The 21,729-nt window shown below is 70.6% G+C and carries 18 protein-coding genes; 9 read left to right on the forward strand and 9 right to left on the reverse strand.

Annotated features, from left to right (window positions below):
* Nucleotides 1–5: 5 nt before the first annotated feature.
* Both ACFYUV_RS14270 and ACFYUV_RS14275 read right to left on the reverse strand, forming a co-directional pair.
* Entirely contained in the window at nt 6–242 is a 237-nt protein-coding gene (locus ACFYUV_RS14270; protein WP_352349299.1) for a PTS glucose/sucrose transporter subunit IIB, read from the reverse strand.
* A 51-nt stretch (nt 243–293) separates the two neighbouring features.
* Nucleotides 294–1,328 carry an SIS domain-containing protein gene (locus ACFYUV_RS14275; RefSeq protein ID WP_357970290.1) on the reverse strand — a complete coding sequence of 345 codons (1,035 nt, stop codon included), beginning with the start codon at nt 1,326–1,328 and terminating at the stop codon, nt 294–296.
* Nucleotides 1,329–1,505: 177 nt separating this feature from the next.
* Between ACFYUV_RS14275 and ACFYUV_RS14280 the strand changes: the two genes are divergently transcribed.
* The 3 genes from ACFYUV_RS14280 to ACFYUV_RS14290 all read left to right on the forward strand — a co-directional run bounded on the left by ACFYUV_RS14280 (nt 1,506) and on the right by ACFYUV_RS14290 (nt 4,987).
* Entirely contained in the window at nt 1,506–2,246 is a 741-nt protein-coding gene (locus ACFYUV_RS14280; protein ID WP_352349295.1) for a GntR family transcriptional regulator, read from the forward strand.
* Nucleotides 2,247–2,316: 70 nt separating this feature from the next.
* Nucleotides 2,317–3,633 carry a PTS transporter subunit EIIC gene (locus tag ACFYUV_RS14285; RefSeq protein WP_358282778.1) on the forward strand — a complete coding sequence of 439 codons (1,317 nt, stop codon included), beginning with the start codon at nt 2,317–2,319 and terminating at the stop codon, nt 3,631–3,633.
* A 79-nt stretch (nt 3,634–3,712) separates the two neighbouring features.
* Entirely contained in the window at nt 3,713–4,987 is a 1,275-nt protein-coding gene (locus ACFYUV_RS14290; RefSeq protein ID WP_387668768.1) for a PTS transporter subunit EIIC, read from the forward strand.
* 82 nt (nt 4,988–5,069) lie between these two features.
* Here ACFYUV_RS14290 and secA read toward each other — a convergent pair whose 3' ends face one another.
* Nucleotides 5,070–7,859, reverse strand: coding sequence for a preprotein translocase subunit SecA (gene secA / locus ACFYUV_RS14295; protein WP_387668771.1), 2,790 nt, complete (start codon nt 7,857–7,859; stop codon nt 5,070–5,072).
* A 225-nt stretch (nt 7,860–8,084) separates the two neighbouring features.
* Here secA and ACFYUV_RS14300 point away from each other — a divergent pair, with 225 nt between their 5' ends.
* Nucleotides 8,085–8,345: an HGxxPAAW family protein gene (locus tag ACFYUV_RS14300; protein WP_357970282.1), complete on the forward strand. Its 261-nt coding sequence runs from the start codon at nt 8,085–8,087 to the stop codon at nt 8,343–8,345.
* Nucleotides 8,346–8,604: 259 nt separating this feature from the next.
* Entirely contained in the window at nt 8,605–9,798 is a 1,194-nt protein-coding gene (locus ACFYUV_RS14305; RefSeq protein ID WP_387668774.1) for a winged helix-turn-helix domain-containing protein, read from the forward strand.
* A 147-nt stretch (nt 9,799–9,945) separates the two neighbouring features.
* Here the strand turns inward: ACFYUV_RS14305 and ACFYUV_RS14310 are convergent, their stop codons facing one another.
* The 6 genes from ACFYUV_RS14310 to mtrA all read right to left on the reverse strand — a co-directional run bounded on the left by ACFYUV_RS14310 (nt 9,946) and on the right by mtrA (nt 17,190).
* The gene (locus ACFYUV_RS14310) at nt 9,946–10,644 is read right to left on the reverse strand and encodes a response regulator transcription factor (protein WP_352326269.1); all 699 of its coding nucleotides are present in this window, start codon (nt 10,642–10,644) and stop codon (nt 9,946–9,948) included.
* 264 nt (nt 10,645–10,908) lie between these two features.
* Nucleotides 10,909–11,574 (reverse strand): ribosome hibernation-promoting factor, HPF/YfiA family, encoded by a 666-nt coding sequence (gene hpf / locus ACFYUV_RS14315; protein ID WP_387668776.1) that lies wholly within the window; start codon nt 11,572–11,574, stop codon nt 10,909–10,911.
* A gap of 627 nt (nt 11,575–12,201) precedes the next feature.
* Complete coding sequence (locus ACFYUV_RS14320; protein WP_387668779.1) at nt 12,202–12,795, reverse strand: ComF family protein; 594 nt, start codon at nt 12,793–12,795, stop codon at nt 12,202–12,204.
* 251 nt (nt 12,796–13,046) lie between these two features.
* Entirely contained in the window at nt 13,047–14,771 is a 1,725-nt protein-coding gene (locus ACFYUV_RS14325) for an LpqB family beta-propeller domain-containing protein (protein WP_387668782.1), read from the reverse strand.
* Complete coding sequence (mtrB, locus tag ACFYUV_RS14330) at nt 14,758–16,494, reverse strand: MtrAB system histidine kinase MtrB (protein WP_387668785.1); 1,737 nt, start codon at nt 16,492–16,494, stop codon at nt 14,758–14,760. Before mtrB ends, ACFYUV_RS14325 begins: the two co-directional genes overlap by 14 nt.
* Before the next feature lie 18 nt (nt 16,495–16,512).
* Complete coding sequence (mtrA, locus tag ACFYUV_RS14335; RefSeq protein WP_043620615.1) at nt 16,513–17,190, reverse strand: MtrAB system response regulator MtrA; 678 nt, start codon at nt 17,188–17,190, stop codon at nt 16,513–16,515.
* Between the two features lie 268 nt (nt 17,191–17,458).
* On the opposite strand from mtrA, the gene ACFYUV_RS14340 reads away from it, so the two are divergent.
* The 4 genes from ACFYUV_RS14340 to ACFYUV_RS14355 are packed head-to-tail and all read left to right on the forward strand — an operon-like array spanning nt 17,459 to nt 21,693.
* On the forward strand, nt 17,459–18,826 hold the full coding sequence (locus ACFYUV_RS14340; RefSeq protein ID WP_387668787.1) for a glycerophosphoryl diester phosphodiesterase membrane domain-containing protein: 1,368 nt from the start codon (nt 17,459–17,461) through the stop codon (nt 18,824–18,826).
* Nucleotides 18,823–19,449: a DUF4129 domain-containing protein gene (locus tag ACFYUV_RS14345; protein ID WP_387668789.1), complete on the forward strand. Its 627-nt coding sequence runs from the start codon at nt 18,823–18,825 to the stop codon at nt 19,447–19,449. The genes ACFYUV_RS14340 and ACFYUV_RS14345 overlap by 4 nt, the downstream gene beginning before the upstream one ends.
* On the forward strand, nt 19,446–20,723 hold the full coding sequence (locus tag ACFYUV_RS14350) for a DUF4350 domain-containing protein (RefSeq protein ID WP_387668791.1): 1,278 nt from the start codon (nt 19,446–19,448) through the stop codon (nt 20,721–20,723). The genes ACFYUV_RS14345 and ACFYUV_RS14350 overlap by 4 nt, the downstream gene beginning before the upstream one ends.
* Before the next feature lie 13 nt (nt 20,724–20,736).
* Nucleotides 20,737–21,693 carry a MoxR family ATPase gene (locus ACFYUV_RS14355; protein WP_358282759.1) on the forward strand — a complete coding sequence of 319 codons (957 nt, stop codon included), beginning with the start codon at nt 20,737–20,739 and terminating at the stop codon, nt 21,691–21,693.
* Nucleotides 21,694–21,729: the final 36 nt, after the last annotated feature.

A 21,729-nucleotide genomic window follows, 5' to 3' on the forward strand; every position in this document is an offset into this window, starting at 1 on the left:
CGCCCTTAGCCGATGATGTCCTCGATGTCGCTGGCGATCGTGTCCGCCTCGGGCCCCACGACGACCTGGACCACGTTCCCCGCGGCCATCACGCCGTGCGCCCCCGCCGCCTTGAGGGCGGCCTGATCGACCTTGGACGCGTCGTGCACTTCGGTGCGCAACCGGGTGATGCAGGGCTCGATCTCGATGATGTTGTCGGCACCGCCGAGACCGGCGATGATCGCATTCACATCCGCCGCCATCCGGTCCTCCCTCGTTCCAACTCCGTGACCAGGCTAAACGAGGTGCCTCGCTCAGTCCGTCTGCGTGACCTTGTTGAGGCCGCGCGGCGAGTCGGGGTCGATGCCGAGGCGCCGGGCCAGCGCTTCGGTGAGGAGCTGGCCGGGGATGATCAGGCCCATCGGCGCCACCCATTCGGGCAGGTCGGGGCCGTTCAGCGCGGCCGTGCCGGCCTGCGCGAGCGCGTCGCCGCCGCCGATCGTGTACGCCGCCGCGCCCGCCGCCACGACCCGCTCGGCCAGGGCCACCGTGCCGGACAGCGTGGGGCTGTTCTCGGCGGCCACCAGCAGCGCCGGGGTGTCGGCGTCGACGACGGCGATCGGGCCGTGCAGCAGGTCGGCGTAGGACAGGCCCATGGCGTGCAGGTAGCAGGCCTCCTTGAGCTTGAGCGCGGTCTCCAGGGCCGTGGAGAAGGCGAGCCCGCGTCCGGACACCACCACGCCCGGCTTGTCCAGCAGCCCTTCGACGACCGCGTCCAGGTCGCCCGGCTCGGCGATCAGCTTCTCCACCGCGTCGGGCACCCGCCGCAGGTCCTCGGCGTTCACGTCGGCGCCCAGGCCCAGCGCCAGCACGGCCAGCGCGGCGAGCTGGGTGGTGTAGGTCTTGGTCGCCGGGACGGCCTTCTCCTCGCCGGCCAGCGTGCACAGCGCGACGTCGGCCGCCTGGGCGAGCGGGCTGTCCTCGCCGCCGTTGGTGATGCCGACCGTCTTCGCGCCGCAGTCCTTGGCCCAGGCCAGGGTCTCGACGATCTCCTCCGTCCGGCCCGACTGGGAGATCGCGACGGCCAGCACGCCGTCGAGGTCGAGCTTGCGCCGGTAGGTCGTCGCGATGGACGGCGCGGCCAGCGCGCCCATCCGGCCCGCGTGGGACTCGACCAGGTAGCGGCCGTAGACTGCGGCGTTGTCGGAGGTTCCACGCGCGATGAACAGCAGCTGGCGAGTCTGCTCGCCCACCGCCTTCACCTCGCCCACCCTGGGGAGCAGGGCGTCGAGCGTGGCCCGCAGCGCTTCCGGCTGCTCGGCGATCTCACTGCGCATCTTGGTGGTCATCCTGAGCTCATCCCTCGATTCATACGGTGTCGGACTTGACCGTCTTTCGCGACATGTGGTCTAGTCCGGACTAGACCAGTACGAACCATAGCCCATGGCCACCAAACAAGAAATCTGCCCATAGACTGCCGCACCACCAGATCCAGATTTCTTCTTTGCCGATCGAGGGGAGGATCCGTGGCGCACATCGATCCGGATAGCCCGGTGCCCAAGTACTTCCAGCTTCGCGAGATCCTGCTGGACCTCATTGACAGCAACGAGCTCAGCATCGGCGCGGCCATCCCGTCCGAGCGGGAGCTCTGCCAGCGGTTCGGCCTGTCCAGGATGACCGTGCGGCAGGCCGTCGACCACCTGGTCTCCGAGGGCCGCCTGCACCGCGTGCCGGGCAAGGGCACGTTCGTGGCCAGGCCCAAGATCGAGCTGGCGTTGCAGCTCACGTCGTTCACCGACGACATGAGGGCGCGCGGGATGATACCGGGCTCGCGCGACCTCGACCGCCGCATCGTGCGGGCCAGCGCCCACCTGGCCAAGGAGCTGGGGATCCAGCCGGGTGAGGAAGTGCACTTCATCGAACGCCTGCGCACGGCCGACGGCGAGCCGCTGTCCATCGAACGGGCACACATCCCGGTCAAGCTCGCCCCCGATCTGGCTGATGACGACCTGTCGGACAAATCGCTGTACGAGCTGCTGGAGAGCCGCTACGGGCTGGTCATGGACGCCGGCGAGCTCACCATCGACGGCGGCATCGCCGACCCGAGCGACGCCGACCTGCTGAAGCTGCCGCGCGGCGGCGCCGTGCTGCTGCTCCAGCGCAGGTCCTTCTCCGGCGGCGTCTGCGCGGAGCTCGGCGTGTCCACCTACCGCGCTGACCGCTATCAGCTGCGGACCATCCTCGAAATGCCCGTTAGACGGGGCTAGGGCCACTCCGCCGGGCCCGGACGGCCTGCCCGGCGGACCGCCTGACTCCCACCCCCCGGAGGAACGCCCGGTGAACGAGACCACCGCCGCCGCCCGGCCTTCGCCGTTCGCACGCGTGATGAACGTGCTCCAGCGGCTGGGCCGCTCGCTGATGCTGCCCATCGCGGCCCTGCCCGCGGCCGCGCTGCTCTTCCGGTTCGGGCAGCCCGACATGCTGGGCTCCAACGGCCCGGCCCCCGGCGGCCTGGCCGACGTGCCCGGGTTCGCGTGGATGAGCCAGGTCGCCGAGGTGCTGGCCGCGGCCGGGGACGCGCTGTTCCAGAACCTGCCGCTGCTGTTCGCGGTGGGCGTGGCCATCGGCTTCGCCCGCAAGGCCGACGGCACCACCGCGCTCGCGGCCGTCGTCGGCTACCTGGTGTTCGACCGGGTGACCAAGGTGATGTTCTTCGGCTCCGACATCCGCGACACCGTGGCCATCCGCCAGGTCCAGGACCAGGGCATCAAAGAGGTCATCAACTACGGCATGCAGAACCCCACCAAGGTGCTCGGCGGCATCGTGATGGGCCTGGTCACCGCGCTGCTGTGGCAGCGCTTCCACCGGATCAAGCTGCCGCCGTGGCTGGCCTTCTTCGGCGGACGCCGGTTCGTGCCGATCATCACCTCCATCGTCGCGCTGCTCCTCGGCGTGCTGTTCGGCTGGCTCTGGCCGGTCCTCGGCGAGTGGATCCGGCACGCCGGCGAGGCCCTGGCCGCCATCGGCCCGATCGGCACCGGCATCTACGGCCTGATCAACCGCCTGCTCATCCCGCTCGGCCTGCACCACTTCGTGAACTCGGTCGTCTGGTACGTCGTGCCGCAGTGCGAGGTGGGCGGTCACGTGCTGGGCGGCGACTGGAACTGCTACTTCGGCGGCGCCCCGCACTCCGGCCAGTTCATGGCCGGCTTCTTCCCCGTCATGATGTTCGCCCTGCCCGCCGCCGCCCTGGCCATGTGGCGGGCCGCGCCCCCGCACCGCCGGGCCACGGTGGGCGGCATCATGCTCTCGGCCGGGCTGGCCTCGTTCGTCACCGGCATCACCGAGCCGATCGAGTTCGCGTTCATCTTCGTCGCGCCCGCGCTGCTGGTCGCGCACGCCGTCCTGACCGGCCTGGCGATGGCGCTCACCACGCTCATCGGCGGGCAGCTCGGCTTCGGCTTCTCCGCGGGCCTGCTCGACATGCTGCTGAACGCCAGCAAGTCCAACACCCAGAACCTGCCCGGCATCCTGCTGCTCGGCCTGATCTACGGCGTCGTGTACTACGTCGTGTTCACCTTCCTCATCCGCAGGTTCGACATCATGACGCCGGGCCGGGAACCCGAGCCCGACCTCGACTCCGGCGAGACCTAGCGGCCGTTTTCCGCCACGCCCGCCGTGGTAGGAACCTGGCATTCCCCCGCTGACGGAGCACCGAGCGGGGGTGAGGACCATGGGCGCGTCGCCCTGGTCGGCGACGTTCGCGGTGCTGCAACGTATCGGCCGCTCGCTCATGATGCCCATCGCCGTGCTGCCCGCCGCCGGCCTGCTCTTCCGCTTCGGCCAGGACGACCTGCTCGGCAAGGACGGCCTCGGCGGCCTCCTGCCCTGGATGCTGCCCGTCGCCAACGTCCTGGCCGCGGCCGGCGGCGCCCTGTTCGACAACCTGCCCGTCCTGTTCGCGATCGGCGTCGCCATCGGGTTCGCGCGCAAGTCCGACGGCTCCACCGCCCTCGCCGCCCTGGTCGGCTACCTGGTGTTCGACCGCGTCAGCCGCACGCTCTTCTACGACGCGGGCCACGGCGCGGTCTACGACAAGGTCGTCGTCACCACCCCGCAGGGGCCGATGCTCGACCTGGGGGCCCAGAACCCCACCGGCGTGCTCGGCGGCATCGTCATCGGCATCACCGCGGCGCTGCTCTGGCAGCGCTTCTACCGGCTGAAGCCGCCCCCGTGGCTGGCCTTCTTCGGCGGACGCCGCTCGGTCCCGATCATCACCGCCGTCGCCGCCCTGCTGCTCGGCGTCGTGTTCGGGCTGGTCTGGCGGCCGGTGGGCGACTGGCTGTCCGGCGTCGGCGACTGGCTCTCGGCCCACGGCACCGTGGGCACCGGCATCTACGGCGTGGCCAACCGCCTGCTGATCCCCGTCGGCCTGCACCACTTCCTCAACACCATCGTCTGGTTCACCCTGCCCGAGTGCCACGCCGGCGTGAACGGCGCCACCCGGGACGCCGCCGGCGACCTGAACTGCTACTTCGCCGGCGAGCAGGGCGCCGGCATCTTCATGACCGGCTTCTTCCCCGTCATGATGTTCGGGCTGCTCGGGGCCGCCATCGCCATGTGGCGGGCGGCCCCGCCGGAACGCCGCAAGTCCGTGGGCGGCATCATGTTGTCGGCCGGGCTGACGGCATTCATCACCGGCATAACCGAGCCCCTGGAATTCGCCTTCATTTTCGTCGCGCCGGTGCTTTTCGTGGTGCACGCCCTGCTGACCGGGCTGTCGATGGCCCTGATGGCGGAATTGGGCGCGCGGCTCGGCTTCACCTTCTCCGGCGGCGCCATTGACATGCTGCTGAACGCCAGCAAATCGAACACCCACCGGCTCGGGCTGATCATCGGCTTCGGGCTGCTGTATTTCGTTCTCTATTATTTGATCTTCGCGTTCCTGATCCGCCGCCTGAACATCCCCACCCCCGGCCACGAACCCCCCGCCCCGCCGGCCCCCTAGGTGCCCCCCGCGCCAACGACGAAGCCCCCGCCCTCCTGCTCGCGCAGGGGGACGGGGGCCCGTTCAGGCTCGCCTCAGCGGGTCAGACGGCGTTCTTCGGGTCGCCGTGGCAGCGCTTGTACTTCTTGCCCGACCCGCAGGGGCAGGGCGCGTTGCGCTCGACGTTCCCGTACGCGGCCCGCTCGGCCGACGTGGTGCGCACCCGCGTGTGCTCGACGTCGCCCTGCTCGCCCGGGGCGGAGTACTCAAGCTCGGCCGGGCGCTGCGGCGCGCGCAGGGCGGTGGAGATGATCGACCGCGTCTCGGTGACCGCGGCGTCCTCCTCCTCGACGATCGGGTTCTCCTGCACCTCGACCTCAAGGTTGAACAGGAAGCCGACGGAGTCCTCCTTGATGCCCTCCAGCATCGCGGAGAACATCTCGAAGCCCTCGCGCTGGTACTCGATCTGCGGGTCCTTCTGCGCGTAGGCCCGCATGCCGATGCCCTCGCGCAGGTAGTCCATCTCGTAGAGGTGCTCGCGCCACTTGCGGTCGAGCACCGACAGGATGACCTGACGCTCGAAGTTGCGCGTGGCCTCCGCCCCGAGCTGCTCCTCGCGCCTGGCGTACGCCTCCAGGGCGTCGGCCTTGATCTTCTCGGAGATGAACTCGGCGGTCAGCTCCTCGCGGCTGCCGGCCTCCTCGACGAGGTTGTCGATGGTGACCGTGACCGGGTAGAGCTCGCCGAACGCCTTCCACAGCCGGTCGAGGTCCCACTCCTCGGCGAAGCCCTCGGAGGTGGCGCCCGCGACGTAGCCGTCGATCACGTCGCCGATGAAGCCGCGCACCTGGTCGTGCAGGTCGGCGCCCTCCAGCACGCGGCGGCGCTCGGAGTAGATCACCTTGCGCTGCCGGTTCATGACCTCGTCGTACTTCAGAACTTCCTTGCGGATCTCGAAGTTCTGCTGCTCGACCTGGTGCTGGGCGGAGGCGATGGCCTTGGAGACGATGCCCGACTCGATCGGCTGGTCGTCGGGGATGCTCAGCCTGTTCATGATCAGCTCGACCCTGGCCGCGTTGAACAGGCGCATGAGGTCGTCGCCGAGCGAGAGGTAGAAGCGCGACTCGCCGGGGTCGCCCTGACGGCCGGAACGGCCGCGGAGCTGGTTGTCGATGCGGCGCGACTCGTGCCGCTCGGTGCCGAGGACGTAGAGGCCGCCGAGCTGGGTGACCTCGTCGTGCTCGGCCTTGACGGCCGCCCTGGCCTTCTCCAGCGCCTCGGGGTAGGCCTTCTCGTACTCCTCCGGCGTCTCGACCGGGTCGAGGCCGCGCTGGCGCAGTTCGAGGTCGGCGCGGAACTCGGAGTTGCCGCCGAGCATGATGTCGGTGCCTCGACCGGCCATGTTCGTGGCGACGGTGACGGCGCCCTTGCGGCCCGCCTCGGCGATGATCGACGCCTCACGCGCGTGGTTCTTCGCGTTGAGCACCTCGTGCGGCACGCCGCGCCGCTTGAGCGCCTTGGACAGCCGCTCGGACTTCTCCACCGACGTGGTGCCCACGAGGACCGGCTGACCGGCCTCGTAACGCTCCTTGATGTCCTCGACGACCGCGTTGAACTTGGCGTCCTCGGTCTTGTAGACGACGTCCGGCTGGTCCTTGCGGACCATCGGCCGGTTGGTCGGGATCGGGACGACGCCCAGCTTGTACGTCTGGTGGAACTCGTTGGCCTCGGTGGCGGCCGTGCCGGTCATGCCGGACAGCTTGGCGTAGAGGCGGAAGTAGTTCTGGAGGGTGACCGTGGCGAGAGTCTGGTTCTCGTCCTTGATCTTCACACCTTCCTTGGCCTCGATGGCCTGGTGCATGCCCTCGTTGTAGCGCCGGCCGTGCAGCACGCGGCCGGTGAACTCGTCGACGATGAGCACCTCGCCGTCGGCGACGATGTAGTCCTTGTCCTTCTTGAACAGCTCTTTCGCCTTGAGCGCGTTGTTCAGGAAGCCGACCAGGTGGGTGTGCTCGGGCTTGTAGAGGTTGTCGATGCCGAGCCAGTCCTCGACCTTCTCGACGCCGGCCTCCAGGATGCCGACCGTGCGCTTCTTCTCGTCGACGATGTAGTCGCCGGTGCTCTCCTCGCCCGGGTTCTTCGCCTCGACGCCCTTGCGCAGCCGCGGAACGATCTTGGCGAACTCGCTGTACCACTTGCCCGACTGCTCGCCGGGGCCGGAGATGATCAGCGGCGTGCGGGCCTCGTCGATGAGGATCGAGTCGACCTCGTCGACGACCGCGAAGTTGTGGCCGCGCTGGACGCACTCCTCCAGCGACCACGCCATGTTGTCGCGCAGGTAGTCGAAGCCGAACTCGTTGTTGGTGCCGTACGTGATGTCGGCCTCGTACTGCTTGCGACGCTCGTCGGGCGCCTGCCCGGACACGATGCAGCCGACCTCCAGCCCGAGGAAGCGGTGCACGCGGCCCATGGTCTCGGCGTCGCGCTTGGCCAGGTAGTCGTTGACCGTGACCACGTGGACGCCCTTGCCGGACAGGGCGTTGAGATAGGCGGGCAACGTACAGGTCAGGGTCTTGCCCTCACCGGTGCGCATCTCGGAGATGTTGCCCAGATGGAGGTTGGCGCCGCCCATGATCTGCACGTCGAAGTGCCGCTGGCCGAGCACGCGGCGAGCCGCCTCACGGACGGTCGCGAACGCCTCGGGAAGCAGGTCGTCGAGGCTCTCGCCGTCGGCGTAACGCTGCTTGAACTCGTCGGTCAGCGCGCGCAACTCCGCGTCGGACAGGCTCGTGAAGTCGTCCTCGATGGAGTTGACCTGATCGGCGATCCGCTTGAGCTTGCGCAGAGTCTTGCCTTCGCCGGCACGTAGGATCTTGTCGAGAATGGCTGCCACTTTATGTAAAGCTCCTCGCAGGTCTACCCCGGCGGCGCCGCCAGGAGGAGAGGCCGAGACAAACTTCCCCGGTTGCCATCGTAGGCGGTTCCGCAACCAGACACAGCCACCGTGACGACGAGGGCGCCGGACACGTCTGGGAGAATGGGGCCAAGGCAGAGGGTATGCCGGTTGAGCGCCGGTTCGCACCAATAGCGGGATATCCGGCAAAGGAAGGATTTAGTCATGGTTGAGGGGAAGAAGTCCGAGCACACGGAGAATCTCGGCAACCACGGCGGGCGCGCCTCCTCGTGGCTGGCCGTGACTGTCATGGTGGTGGGCACCATCGTGGCCGGCTTCGGGCTGACGGCCGACAACTGGACGCTGGTCTGGGTCGGCGCCGGCGTGTTCGTCGTCGGCGGCATCCTCGCCCTCGTCTTCGACATCTTCACGGACGTGGTGATCGACGCGCCCCGCGTCGGCATGCGCGCCGAAGACCACCGCTGACGCACCCGGCACACGGCGGGCCCCGACGGACCGGGCGCCCGCCGTTCCCGTGCCCGGCCCCTCCTGGACTCTTTCTTCTCGGCATCCAATTCCCCAACCCCGGTACATCGGCGTGTCGCCCCCGGCCCTCCTGTCCCTCGCCCGACGCGTCTCCCGGGCCGGCACATGCCCGGGGGTGGGCCGATTCTGTCGGTGGGCGCCGCTAAATTCCTCCCATGGATAGCCCTACCGTCCCCCAAAGCCTCCCGGGGTTCGCCGCATGACGAACGTGACCGACCTGACCGCCGACGAGGCGCGCCGGGTCATCCTGCGGGCCCAGGGGCTCATCGGCGCCGACGCGCGCAAGGGCGGGGTGCGCGGCATGCTTCGCCGGCTCGGCGCCGTACAGCTCGACACGATCTCCGTCCTGGCCCGCTCCCACGAGCTGGTCGCCTACGCGCGCCTGGGCGCGGTGGGCAGGCCCACGGTCGAGCGCGCCTACTGGCACGATCCCGCCCAGAGCTTCGAGTACTGGTGTCACGCCGCCTGCATCCTGCCCATCGAGCACTGGCCGCTCTACGCCTTCCGGCGCCGTGCCTACCGCGACCGGCGCTACCGCTGGCACGAGGTGCCCGACAGCGTCGACAAACTGCTGCAGCAGGTGCGCGACTCGGGCCCGCTCACGACGTCCGACGTCGGCGGCGCCAAGAACGGCGGCCCGTGGTGGGACTGGTCCGACTCCAAGATCGGGCTGGAGTGGCTGCTCGACATCGGTGAGATCACCTGCGTGCGCCGCGTCGGCTGGCGCCGCGTCTACGACCTCACCGAGCGCGTGGTGCCCGCCGACCTGCTGGCCGACGACCTGCCCGACGAGGAGTGCGTCGTCCTGCTGGCCGCCATCGCGGGCCGGTCGCTCGGGGTGGCCAACCGTACCGACCTGCTCGACTTCCTGCGGCTCAAGGGCAAGTACGCGGCCATGCTCGACCAGGCCCTGCTCAGCGGCGCCGCCGGGCTGGTGCCGGTCAAGGTGGCGGGCTGGCCGGCCAAGAAGGGCCAGGCCAACGCGTGGGCCGATCCGCAGGCGCTGGAGTCCGAGCCGCGCGGCCGCCACCGCACGACGCTGCTGTCGCCGTTCGACTCCCTGATCTGGCACCGCGGCCGCACCGAGCGCGTCTTCGGCTTCAAGTACCAGCTTGAGCTCTACGTGCCCAAGGAGAAGCGGGTCCACGGCTACTTCACGATGCCGGTGCTGGCCGGGGGCCGCCTGATCGGCCGGGTCGACCCGGCTCGTGAGGGCACCACCCTGGTCGCCCGTCAGGTCCACCTGGAACCCGGCCTGTCCCCGGCCAAGTGGGCCGACGCCTTCCGCGACGCCCTGTGGTCGGCCGCCGATTGGGTGGGCTGCGACGCCGTCCGCGTCGACCGCACCGACCCTCCGGAGCTCGCCCACCTCCTGACCGCGCCCCGGCCGTAGCTCATCGGCGGGCCGGCGCCACGGCCGCGCCCGCCACGGCCGGAGAAGGGGAACAGCGAACCAGGGACGGCGATCGCGCCGGCTCACCGTCCCGGGAGGACAGATTCGGGGCGCGGCCGGCGGCCTTCGCGCGGGCCCGCGCCAGGGTCAGGTGATCTCCAGCATGCGTTCGCGTACCGCGTAGACCACCGCTTCCATCCGCGAGTGCAGCTGAAGCTTGTCGAGGATGTTGCGGACGTGGTTCTTCACCGTGTTCTCGGAGATGAACAGCTGCTTGGCGATCTCGCGGTTGTTCATGCCCTTGGCGACCAGGCGCAGGACCTCCATCTCGCGGTCGGTCAGCCGGGGCACGGGGAGCTGCGGCGGGCGTTCGGCCTCCTTGCGGCTCATGTTCGCGAACTCGCTGATGAGCTTGGCGGCCATCGCCGGGTTGATTAAGGACTGGCCCTCGTGCACGCCCCGCACCGCGGCGGGCACATCGTTGATCTGCACGTCCTTCAGCAGGTATCCGGTGGCGCCGGCCTTGATGGCCTCGAAGAGGTCCTCCTCCTCGTCGCTCACCGTCAGCATGATGATGCGGGTGCTCGGGACGGACGCCCTGATGCTCTTGGTCGCCTCGATCCCGTCCTGCCGGGGCATGCGCACGTCCATCAGCGCGACGTCGGGCATGAGGCGATCGGCCAGTTCGACCGCCTCCTGCCCGTCGCTCGCCTCACCGACCACCTCGATGTCGGGCTCCGCGGCCAGCGTCAACGCCAGGCTTCGCCGGATCAGCTCGTGATCGTCAACGATCAGCACGCGGATCGGCTCGCTGTCTGCCGTGCGGACCTCGCCGGACTCGGTCACGAGCCCTCCTCGGTCCGGCTTGCGCCTGCCTTGCTCACGGGGAACCTGCTCATCGGACGGCCGCTCCGCTGTCACGCCCGGTCGGGGCCGTAGCGGCGGTCCGCATGGCGGTTGTCCCGTCAGTACCCTCGCTTCGCTCGCTCATCTGAACCTGACTGAGCTCGCTCACGTCTCCTCCTCGTCGGGGGGCCAGAGCCGTCGGACCGCCATGATGGCACGTATGGCACGGTCCTCGGGTGGTCGAGAAGATCTTCCGGTGTGCGATCAGGGCTCTACGAGCCGCAACACGCCGTAGTTGTACCCGCGCCGGTTGTAGACCACGCTCGGCAGGCCGCTCTCCTTGTCACGGAACAGGTAGAAGTCGTGCCCGACCAGTTCCATCTCGAGCATGGCCTGGTCGATGGTCATGGGTTCCGCTCTGTGGAACTTCTCCCGCACGACGAGCGGGCCGTCGCCGTCCATCTCGATCGGGACGATGTCGTCGTCGAGCTTGTCCTCCTGCACCGGCAGGTCCTCGTAGGACTCGGCCGGCTCGGGGACGGGCTTGGTTCCCCGGGACGGCGGGCCGGCGACGTCAGGGAGCGTCGCGGTGAGCTCCGCCACCGAGGGCGGGCAGTGGTTGCCGTGATGGACCTTGCGCCGGTCGGCCAGCCGGCGGAGGCGGCCTTCCAGCTTGTCGAGGGCTAGATCGAGGGCTACGAACCGGTCGTCGGCCGAGGCTTCGGCGCGGATGGCCGGGCCTTTCGAATGGATGGTGAGTTCGACGCGCTCGCGCTGGTCGGCGAGGCGAGGGTTGCGTTCTTTGGACACCTCCACATCGACTCGGATGAGTTTGTTGTCCAGACGTTCGATCCTGGCCAGCTTGGTCGTCACCTGGTCTCGGAACCGGTCACTCACTCCTGTGTGCCGACCCTTGACGATGATGTCCATGCAACAGCCCCCCTTCGTCTAACGACTGAGCAAGAGCGCCCGACGATGTGCGTACCGGACGGGGTTTCCTGTCCGCCTCTCTGTCACCGCTACCCTCTTCCGCCACGACGTCACCGGGTTCTCGGGTGGCACCCGTCCGGCCGACCTGGTCTTCGACCCCACATTCGCCTGCTGAGGATTTCGCAGCTCTGTTGCCACTACTGCCCTTCTCTTCTGGCGAGGGACATCTGGACCCTCGGGAAGGCAGGACTTACCCCTAAGCCGCACCGTGATCGGTCGACAAAGAGTCGCCTTACGTGGACCGTTTTGCCTGCGGCTGGCCTCGGCTAGCAGAGCCGGGGACACCGACTCTGCGCAACCACGGACCCGGACGGGTGCCATGTCAGAACGCTATCCGCATCCTGGGCGAATGTCAGCCGGACGCTCGGCCAAAGGATCACTTTCCGTGATTTTCCCGGAGTTCCGGACGTCCGAATGACCCCGGTGCCGGCGGTCGCCAACCCCTGCGGCCACGCGGCTTCCGGACGCCTGAGCTGTGCCACCTCTTGTTCCCGGGAAGAGACATCCCCTCTTCAAGACGTCCCCAAGAATTGGATCTTTCTTTACCGACAGTGATGCAGAGCAGTTTCAAGATCTTCGGCGTGTCGCGGCGACGGTGGCCGCCAACGGCACCCGCAGACCGGCGGCGCGCAGTGCTCGCGCGGCTTCGGTGAGCGAGGCGCCGGTGGTCAGGACGTCGTCCAGCAGCACCGCAGACGGCGCTGGAGGGCCTTTCCGGCGCCCGGCCACACAGAGGGACCCGGCGAGGTTCGCGGCGCGCTGCGTGGAACTCAGGCCCGCCTGGTCGGCCACCCGCCGGGCCTGCCGCAGCGCCGCCCACGGCTCGGCCCGCACGCCGGACGCGACCAGATGACGGGCGACGAGCACCGCCACCCGGCCCATGGGATCGTGCCCACGGACCCGCAGCGCCCTCCTCGCGCTCGGCACCGGCACGACGGCGAACGGCCCCCGCGCCCACCCGGCCCCGGCCGCCGCGCCCAGCGCCGTGAGCACGGTGAACGCCAGCACCTGCGCCAGCACGCCGGCCAGCCCCACCGCCCCCCGCTCCTTGTACGCCAGGATCGCCGCGCGGGCCGCGCCCTCGTACGACGTGGCCGACCAGCACTCGGGCAGGCCGGGCGGGCCTGGCTCAGGCCCGCGCCTGGCGGGCGCGACCGCCATCCCGGCCGCGCACCCGGCGCAACACCGCGCCCCGGCACGCCCGCAGCCCACGCAGGACTGCGGCAGAAACACATCGAGCACCCCCGCCAACACGCCCCCCAGCATGCCCCCCACCCCCGACAGTTCCGCGGCTCCGGGAGCGCGCCTCCAGCTCAGAAGGGAGGCGGCCCGGGGACGGGCCCCTCGCGGTCCGGGCGGAGGACCACTCCAGGCACCACCGAACCCGCGTGGAAGGCGGTCCGGGGACGGGTTCAGCCCAGGGGGAAGAAGGGGTTCTTGGCGTTGGGTTCGATCTTGCTGGTCCAGCCCTGGCGGTCCTGGTTGAGTTCGATGATCTTGGGGCCCTTCTCGGTGCTCGCCTCCGCGAGCACCCGCCCGTTCAGCGCCGTCACCCCCGCCAGCCGGTCCTTCAGCGGGATCCCGATGGTCTCGCCGTCGCCGATGTCGATCTCGTTCAGGATCTGCCCGGCCTTGCTCTTGATGAGGACCAGCAGGTGCTCGTCGTCCTCCCAGGCGATGTCCTCGATCTCGTACTCGACCTCCGTCGAGGTCAGCGTCTGGAGGTTGCCCAGCATGGGCCCGTTGAGCCCCTCGCTCAGCGCCCCGAGCTGCACGGTGTTCTTGCCGGTGCGCAGGGCCACCCGCACGCCGTCCCTGGCGATCCGGAACGCGGTGACGTCGAGGCCGTCGAGCCCGGGGGCGGAGACGCGCTCGGGGCCGCGCCCGCCGTTGGGGTCGTACCGCAGGACCACCTTGTTGTGCTGGTCGAACGTCCAGAGGGAGCCGTCGCGGCGCCAGGTGGGATCGGTGAGATCGGCGCCCTCGACGACCTGCTGCCAGCGGCCCTCGGGGGTGAGCCCGGCGATCGAGATGCCGGTGGAGGTGCGCGCCGCGACGATCGCGCCGGTCTGCTGCGTGGACAGCGCGAACGCCTTGAAGTCGGTGTTCCCCTCCCCCGCCGGCCCGGACACGGCGACGCCGGGGCCCTCGTTGCTCATGACGTGCACGGACCCCTTGCTGGTGTAGTACGGCGTGTTGCCGCCGTTGTCCAGCCAGTGGGCCTCCAGGTTGGGCGGCTCGGTCCAGTACTGCTCGCCGTCGACCTGCACCTCGATGGTGCGGCTGTTGGCGACCTTGTTGGTGGTCAGGCTGTACTTGAGCTGCGCCACCAGGGCGGCCTTCTCGCCCAGGTCGAGCGGCAGGAGCGGGCCCGAGAAGTTGATCAGGACGCGGTCTTCGCCGGTGCCCACCGACTCGACCCGCGTGCCCTCGGGGAACACGGTGCCCACGGCGCCGCGCAGCGCGCCGCTCGGCCCCTTGAGCAGCCGCTTGACGATGGTCTGGGCGAAGGTCTCGGTCGGCTTGAGCCGCAGGCACACCCGGTCGACGACCAGGCGCTCGCGAGCGCTGTTGAGGTAGTACAGGTTGGTCAGCCGGTACGCCCGCGCCACGTCGGACTTGGTGAGCAGCAGCCCGTCCGGCAGGTCGTCGACCCGGTAGGCGCCCCGGGCGTCCTTCTTCAGCACGAACAGCCGCTCGGGCGCGTTCCCCGACAGCGGCACGTACGCGTCGTCGGGGTCGATGCGGGCGACCTGCTTGCCCTTGAGCCCGTACGTCTCCGCCTCGTCGCCCTCCCCCGGGGGCTCCACCTGGTACACGTCCTCGATCACCGTCACCGGCCCGGACGCCTTCCACTTGGCCTGGGCCTTGGGCGTCAGGTACCTGGCCAGCACGGTGGGGTCGTCGGGGTAGGCCGCCATGGCCGCCTGGAGCCCCTGGATGAGCCGCTCGGGGTCCCAGTCGTCGCGCGGCGGGACGGCGATCATGCGCTGGAACGGCTTGTTCAGCGGGTCGCCGCCCCCGGTGTCGCTCACCGTGTACGGCCCGCTCACCGGGATCACGGTGCACCCGGAGCCCGCGCAGGCCACGGCCGCGGCGAGGGCGACCGCGGCGCCCACCCGTCTAGTCCTCCTCATGGCTGCCTCCGTCCCCCGAGGCCGGGAGCAGCACCGGCGTCATGTGGCTGCGCCAGGTGCGCCGCATCTCGATCTCGGGCGGCACCAGCGACAGCGGCGAGCCCTTCAGGTCGGCCCCCGCCAGCCTGGGCAGCGTGAGGCGGAACTGCGAGCCCTCGCCCGGCTGCCCCCACGCCTGGAGCCAGCCGCCGTGCAGCGTGGCGTCCTCGCGGGAGATGGCCAGGCCGAGCCCGGTGCCGCCGATGGTCCTGGCCCTGGACGGGTCGGCCCGCCAGAACCGGTCGAAGACCATCGTCTCCTCGCCCGGCTTGAGCCCGATCCCGTGGTCGCGCACGGCGACGGCGACGGCGTCCCGGTCGGCCCCCACGGTCACCACGATCTCCCTGCCCTCGCCGTGCTCGATGGCGTTGAACAGCAGGTTGCGCAGGATGCGCTCGACGCGGCGGTTGTCGACCTCGACCATGCACGGCTCGTGCGGCAGGCGGATGTCGAAGCGGGTGGAGTGGCGCTCGGCCAGCGCCTCGGAGTCGGCGATGGCCCGGTGGACGACGTCGCGCATGTCCACGGAGTCGACGTCGAGCGTGGCGGCGCCGGCGTCGTAGCGGCTGATCTCCAGCAGGTCGGCCAGCATCGACTCGAACCGTTCGAGCTGGGCCTGCATCAGCTCGGCCGAGCGGGCGGCCATGGGGTCGAAGTCCTCGCGGGCGTCGTACAGCAGGTCGGCGGCCATGCGGACGGTGGTCAGCGGCGTGCGCAGCTCGTGGGAGACGTCGGAGACGAACTGGCGCTGGACCTGCGACAGCTCCTCAAGCTGGTGGATCTTGAGCGCCAGGTTGGCGGCCATCTCGTTGAACGAGTTCGCCAGGCGGGCCAGGTCGTCCTCGCCGCGCACCTTGAGGCGTTCGTCCAGCTTGCCGGCGGCCAGGCGCTCGGCGGCCTGGCGGGCCAGCCGCACGGGCGTGACGACCTGCCGCGCGACCAGGTACGCGATGGCGGCCAGCAGCAGCACCAGCCCGAGCCCCACCACGACGATGGCCAGCCGGACGTTGGACAGCAGCTCCTCTTCCTCGCTGAACGGGAAGAAGTGGTAGACCTGGTAGTCATCGCCGGTCATGGGCTCGTGCACGACGCCGCCGACCACGAACGTCAGCGTGGCCTGGCTCTGCCCGGCGAACCTGATCGACTCGATCTGGGCCTCGGTCTTGCCGTACTCGGCCCGGTTCATGTACCTCTGCAGGCGCTGCCGGAGCGAGGCGGGCACGTCGTCCTGCACCACCCGGCCCGAGGCCCGCGACCTGCCGGGCACGGCCTCGTTGAGTATGAGCACGTCGTAGCGCTTCTTGGAGCCGTCCTCGCCCGACCCGGTGACGGTGTCCATGACCTCGTCGAGCGGGTTGACCTTCTGGTCGGTGTCGGGGGCCTTGGCGCCGTCGTCGGAGGGCGGGATCAGCGCGTCGGCGATCTGCAGCCGGTCGGCGTACGCCTCGTTGAGCGACGACTGCTGGCTGCTCGCGACCACGGACCGGTTGATCTCGTCGGACAGGAACGTGCCGAGGACGACCACGACGGTCACGGAGATCACCAGTGTGCTGGTGACGACTTGGAGCTGGAGCGAGCGCCGCCACACGCTGCGCACCCGGCCCGCCGCACGGCGCACCCTCCGGCGGACGCCGCCGAGAATCTGGCGGATCGTCCGTCGGCGGGCTTTCCTGGTCGGGGGCATGGCGGGGCGGGGCGAAGGCTAGGCGGGGCCGGCTTTGTAGCCCACGCCGCGGACCGTCACGACGATCTCGGGGTGCTCGGGGTCCTTCTCGATCTTGGCGCGGAGTCGCTGCACGTGCACGTTCACCAGCCGGGTGTCGGCGGCGTGCCGGTAGCCCCAGACCTGCTCCAGCAGGACCTCGCGGGTGAAGACCTGGCGCGGCTTGCGGGCCAGCGCGACGAGCAGGTCGAACTCCAGCGGCGTGAGGTTGATCGTCTCCTCGCCACGCTTGACCGAGTGGCCTGCCACGTCGATGGTGATGTCGCCGATCTGCAGGATCTCGGGCGTCGGCTCGTCGGTACGGCGCAGCCGCGCCCGCACCCGCGCCACGAGCTCCTTGGGCTTGAACGGCTTGACGATGTAGTCGTCGGCGCCGGACTCCAGCCCGAGCACGACGTCGATCGTGTCGCTCTTGGCGGTGAGCATCACGATCGGCACCCCCGACTCCGCCCTGATCCTGCGCGCCACGTCGATGCCGTCGGCGCCCGGCAGCATCAGGTCGAGCAGGACAAGGTCCGGGCGTGTATCCCGGAACGCGTCGAGCGCCTTGTCGCCGTCGGAGACGAAGGACGGCTCGAAGCCTTCTCCGCGCAACACGATGCCGAGCATCTCGGCGAGAGCGGCGTCGTCGTCGACGACCAGCACGCGACCTTTCATGGCCCCTCATTCGTTCTACGCATTGTGGGACATACCCGCACGATCGCTGAAGGTTACCCTTGGTCGGCCCATGTGTGGGACATGAGCCCTGCGAAAGGCGAATTTTAGGTTCCCCCGGCAACCACAAACCCAGTCTGCGGTAACGGAGCGACTTTCGGCCATCCCCGGCTGCCTTCCTTGCCCCGTTTCGCCGATAAATGAGGGCAAGATGAGCCGGCGAATCGCCTCGGTGACACCAGCCACCCGCCCAGCGTGCCAGGATTGGGATATGTCAGACGGTCACGGACGCACGCCCGAGACGCCCCCAGGCTGGTCTGCCGAACAGCCCCCGCCCTACAGCGCCCCGCAGGCTTCACCGTGGACCGCGCCGGGATCGCCCACGCAGACGCCGTACGGCCAACCGTACGAGCCGCAGGGCGAAGCCCCCCAGCCGCCGCCCTACGGCCCGCCGGGGCCTCAGCCACCCTACCCCCAGCCGGGCCACCCGCAGTCCGGCCATCCGCAACCGGGGTACCCCCAGCCCGGATACCAACAGCCGGGACACCAGCAGCCCGGATACCAGCAAGCCGGCTACCAGCAGGGCGCCTACCAGCAGCCCGGCTACGGCTACATGCCGCCGCCCGCGCTGCGGCCCGGCATCATCCCGCTGCGGCCGCTGGGGCTCGGCGACATCCTCGACGGCACGATCAAGCTGATCAGGTCCAACCCCAAGGCCGTGCTCGGCCTGTCCGCCGTCGCCGCCCTGCTCGGCGCGGTGCCGCTGGCCGTGGGACAGGCGGTCATGCTCGGCTCGATGGGCGACGTCCTCGACGACCCGCAGGCCGCCTCCGCCGGTCTCGACAGCTTCTACGGCATCGTCGCCCAGTACGGCGGCATGCTGGTCTCGTACGCGATCCAGTTCGTCGTGGTCACGGTGCTGACCGGCGTGCTGACGCGCATCCTCGGCCGGGCCGTCTTCGGCGGCAACATCACCGCAGCCGAGGCCTGGCACCTCAGCAAGGGCCGGCTCCCGGCGCTGTTCGGAGTCGTCGGGCTGATGGCCGCCATGATGGTCGTGCCCCTGATCGTCCTCACGCTGGTCGTGGTGGCGCTGGCGATGAACGTCTCCTCCTCCGAGGGCGTCGGGCTGACCATCGGCGTGATGGGGCTGTTCGTCCTGCTGTTCATCCCGTACTACCTGTTCATCACCACGCGCTTCGCGTTCGCCGCGCCCGCCGTGGTGCTGGAGGGCAGGGGCCCGATCGACGCGATGCGGCGCTCGTGGCACCTGGTGACCGGCGACTTCTGGCGGGTGCTCGGCATCCTGCTGCTGACGTCGCTGCTGGTCGGTCTGGTGTCGGGGGTGCTGTCGGTGCCGTTCTCGTTCGGCGGGACGCTGATCGGCATGCTCGGCGGCGGCTCGCCGGGCTCGGCCGTGATCGCGGCGGTGTTCATCGCCGCCGGCGCCACGCTGAGCTCGATGTTCGCCTATCCCTTCCAGGCCGGCGTCTCCGGCCTGCTCTACGCCGACCGGCGCATGCGCGGCGAGGCGTTCGACCTCGTGCTGCAGACGGCGGCGATCGAGCAGCAGCGCCAGGGTTGGGTGCACGCCTCGGCCGACGATCTCTGGCACCCGTCCAACTCAGCCAGGTCGTGAGCCCGGTCGGCCGGGAGGAGGCGGCGCGCAAGGCGGCCGAGGAGCTCCTCAAGCCCGGATACGAGAAGGAATCCCTGTTCGACCAGCTCTACCGGCGTTTCGTCCAGTTCATCGGCGACCTGACCGACGCCGTGACGGGCGGCGGCCCGGCCGGCGGGATCATCGCCGCGATCGTGATCACGCTCATCATCCTGGGCGTGATCCTGCTGGTCGGCTGGCGGCTGCGCAGGACCGCCCGGCGGAACGCCATGGCCGCCGGCGGCCTCTACGGCGAGCGCGTGCTCAACGCCGCCGAGCATCGCAGGGCCGCCGAACGCCTGGCCGCCGAGGGCGACTGGACGCAGGCCATCCGCGAACGCCTCCGCGCCATCGCCCGCGACCTGGAGGAACGCGCGCTGGTGGACGGCATGCCGGGCCGCACGGCCGACGAGCTGGCCGCCGAGGCGGGCAGGGCGCTGCCCGGCTTCGCCGCCGAGCTGGCCGCCGCCGCGCGCTCGTTCGACGACGTCAGCTACGGCGGCGTGCCCGGCACGCAGGCCGCGTACCAGGCGATGAGCGACCTGGACGAGCGGCTGCGCCAGGCGCGGCCCGTCCCGCTCGCCGTGGGAGGCGGGCCGTCGTGAGCGTCTGGAACTCGGAGCCGGCCGCGGCCGGCGGCGCGCCGAGCGCGAACACCACCCCGGTCACCACTCCGGTCACCACCCCGGTCGCCGCCCCGGCCACCGGCTCCGCGCCGGAGGCCGCCGGGCCCTCCGCCGCCACCTCCCCCACCGCCCGCTCCACCTGGCGGGCGAGCCGCGTGATCGTCGTACTGGGCCTGGTCGTCGTCCTGGTCGCGGTGGCCGCGGTGCTGCTCGGCCCGCAGCGGGGCCCCTCGCGCTTCCTCGACCCCGCCGACACCTCGCTCGCCGGGTCGAAGGCGCTGGCGGAGCTGCTGCGGGCGCGGGGCGTCCAGGTCGACCGGGTCGACTCGGTCGAGGCGGCCGCCGCCAAGGCCGCGGGCGGCGGCCGGCTGCTGCTGGTCACCGACCTGACCTACCTCGACGAGCACCGGCTCGCCGAGATCCCCGGCGACCGGCTGATCGTCGGCGACCTGCCCGGCCTCGGCGTGCTGGCTCCCGGCACGAGCACCGAGCGCGAGCCGTCGCGGGTGCGCTCCCGCGAGCCCGGGTGCGCACTGCCCGCCGCCACGCGGGCCGGCAGCGCGCACGTCGGCGGCCTGGTGCTGAACGGCCCGCCCGGCGCCGCCTCCTGCTACCCCGCGGGCGACGGCTACTCCCTGGTCAGCTACCGCACCGGCGACGGCGCCACCACCACGGTCGTCGGCGACGGCGCGTTCATGACCAACCTGCGCCTGCCCGAGGACGGCAACGCGGCCCTCGCGCTCAACCTCGTCGGCACCGGCAGGCCCGTCACCTGGCTGGTCCGCCCGGACAATCCGCCCCCGCTCGACCTGCCCGGCTCCGAGGGCAAGTCGATGTACGAGCTGATGCCTCCGAGCGTGCCGTGGGCGATCCTGATGACCTGCCTGACCGTGGCGCTCGTCGCGTTCTGGCGGGGGCGCCGCCTCGGGCCGGTGGTGACCGAGAAGCTGCCCGTCGTCGTGCGGGCCGCCGAGACGGTCGAGGGCCGCGGCAGGCTCTACCGCGCCAGGAGGGCCAGGCAGCGGGCCGCCGACTCGCTGCGCGCCGGCACGGTCGACCGGCTCACGCCCCGCCTGGGCCTGGCCCAGGGCGCCGGGCCGCACGAGCTGGTCGCGGCCCTGGCGGCGCGCATCGCCGACGACCCGCAGGTGGTCGGCGCCGCACTGTACGGCCCGCCGCCGGCCGACGACGCCGGGCTCGTCGCGCTGGCCGGGTACTTGGACTCCATCGAAAGGCAGGTCAGTGAACTCTGAGGAGACTTTCCGCGTGGCCCCCTCGGGCGAGGCGGCCAGGGAGGCGCTCGGCGCGCTGCGGGCCGAGGTGTCCAAGGCCGTGGTCGGCCAGGACGCCGTGGTCACCGGGCTCGTCATCGCCCTGCTGTGCCGGGGGCACGTGCTGCTCGAAGGCGTGCCGGGCGTGGCCAAGACGTTGATGGTGCGCACTCTCTCAGCGGCCCTGTCGCTCGACTTCAAGCGCGTGCAGTTCACGCCCGACCTGATGCCGGGCGACGTGACCGGCTCGCTGATCTACGACGCGAAGTCCAGCGAGTTCGAGTTCAGGGAGGGGCCGGTCTTCACGAACCTGCTGCTCGCCGACGAGATCAACCGCACCCCGCCCAAGACGCAGGCGGCGCTGCTGGAGGCCATGGAGGAGCGGCAGGTGAGCGTGGAGGGCGCGGCCCGTCCGCTGCCCGACCCGTTCGTGGTCTGCGCGACCCAGAACCCGGTCGAGTACGAGGGCACCTACCAGCTCCCCGAGGCCCAGCTCGACCGGTTCCTGCTCAAGCTCACCGTGCCGCTGCCGCCGCGCGACCACGAGATCTCGGTGCTCGAACGGCACGCGCGCGGCTTCGACCCGCGCGACCTGTCCGACGTCAAGCCCGTGGCCACGGCCGAGGACCTGGCGGCCGGCCGCGAGGCGGTCTCCCAGGTGCACGTGGCCCCCGAGGTGCTCGGCTACATCGTCGACGTGGCCCGCGCGACCAGGAGCTCGGCGTCGCTGCAGCTCGGCGTCTCGCCACGTGGCGCGACGGCGCTGCTGGCCGCCTCCAGGGCGTGGGCGTGGCTGTCCGGGCGCCCCTACGTGACGCCCGACGACGTGAAGGCGCTGGCCAGGCCGGCGCTGCGGCACCGCGTCCAGCTGCGGCCCGAGGCCGAGCTGGAGGGCGCGACCGCCGACGGCCTGCTCGACGGCATCCTGGCCTCGGTCCCGGTCCCGCGCTGATGGCCCGCTCCGACGCACGCGAGAGGTCCGCGGCGG

Source organism: Nonomuraea sp. NPDC003560 (genome assembly GCF_042878785.1).
Classification (GTDB): domain Bacteria; phylum Actinomycetota; class Actinomycetes; order Streptosporangiales; family Streptosporangiaceae; genus Nonomuraea.

Coding starts and splice junctions, on each gene's coding strand:
- ACFYUV_RS14270 (WP_352349299.1), bottom strand. CDS start 242: ATGGCGGCGGATGTGAATGCGATCATCGCCGGTCTCGGCGGTGCCGAC.
- ACFYUV_RS14275 (WP_357970290.1), bottom strand. CDS start 1,328: ATGACCACCAAGATGCGCAGTGAGATCGCCGAGCAGCCGGAAGCGCTG.
- ACFYUV_RS14290 (WP_387668768.1), top strand. CDS start 3,713: ATGGGCGCGTCGCCCTGGTCGGCGACGTTCGCGGTGCTGCAACGTATC.
- ACFYUV_RS14300 (WP_357970282.1), top strand. CDS start 8,085: ATGGTTGAGGGGAAGAAGTCCGAGCACACGGAGAATCTCGGCAACCAC.
- ACFYUV_RS14305 (WP_387668774.1), top strand. CDS start 8,605: ATGACGAACGTGACCGACCTGACCGCCGACGAGGCGCGCCGGGTCATC.
- hpf (WP_387668776.1), bottom strand. CDS start 11,574: ATGGACATCATCGTCAAGGGTCGGCACACAGGAGTGAGTGACCGGTTC.
- ACFYUV_RS14320 (WP_387668779.1), bottom strand. CDS start 12,795: ATGGCGGTCGCGCCCGCCAGGCGCGGGCCTGAGCCAGGCCCGCCCGGC.
- ACFYUV_RS14325 (WP_387668782.1), bottom strand. CDS start 14,771: ATGAGGAGGACTAGACGGGTGGGCGCCGCGGTCGCCCTCGCCGCGGCC.
- mtrB (WP_387668785.1), bottom strand. CDS start 16,494: ATGCCCCCGACCAGGAAAGCCCGCCGACGGACGATCCGCCAGATTCTC.
- mtrA (WP_043620615.1), bottom strand. CDS start 17,190: ATGAAAGGTCGCGTGCTGGTCGTCGACGACGACGCCGCTCTCGCCGAG.
- ACFYUV_RS14340 (WP_387668787.1), top strand. CDS start 17,459: ATGTCAGACGGTCACGGACGCACGCCCGAGACGCCCCCAGGCTGGTCT.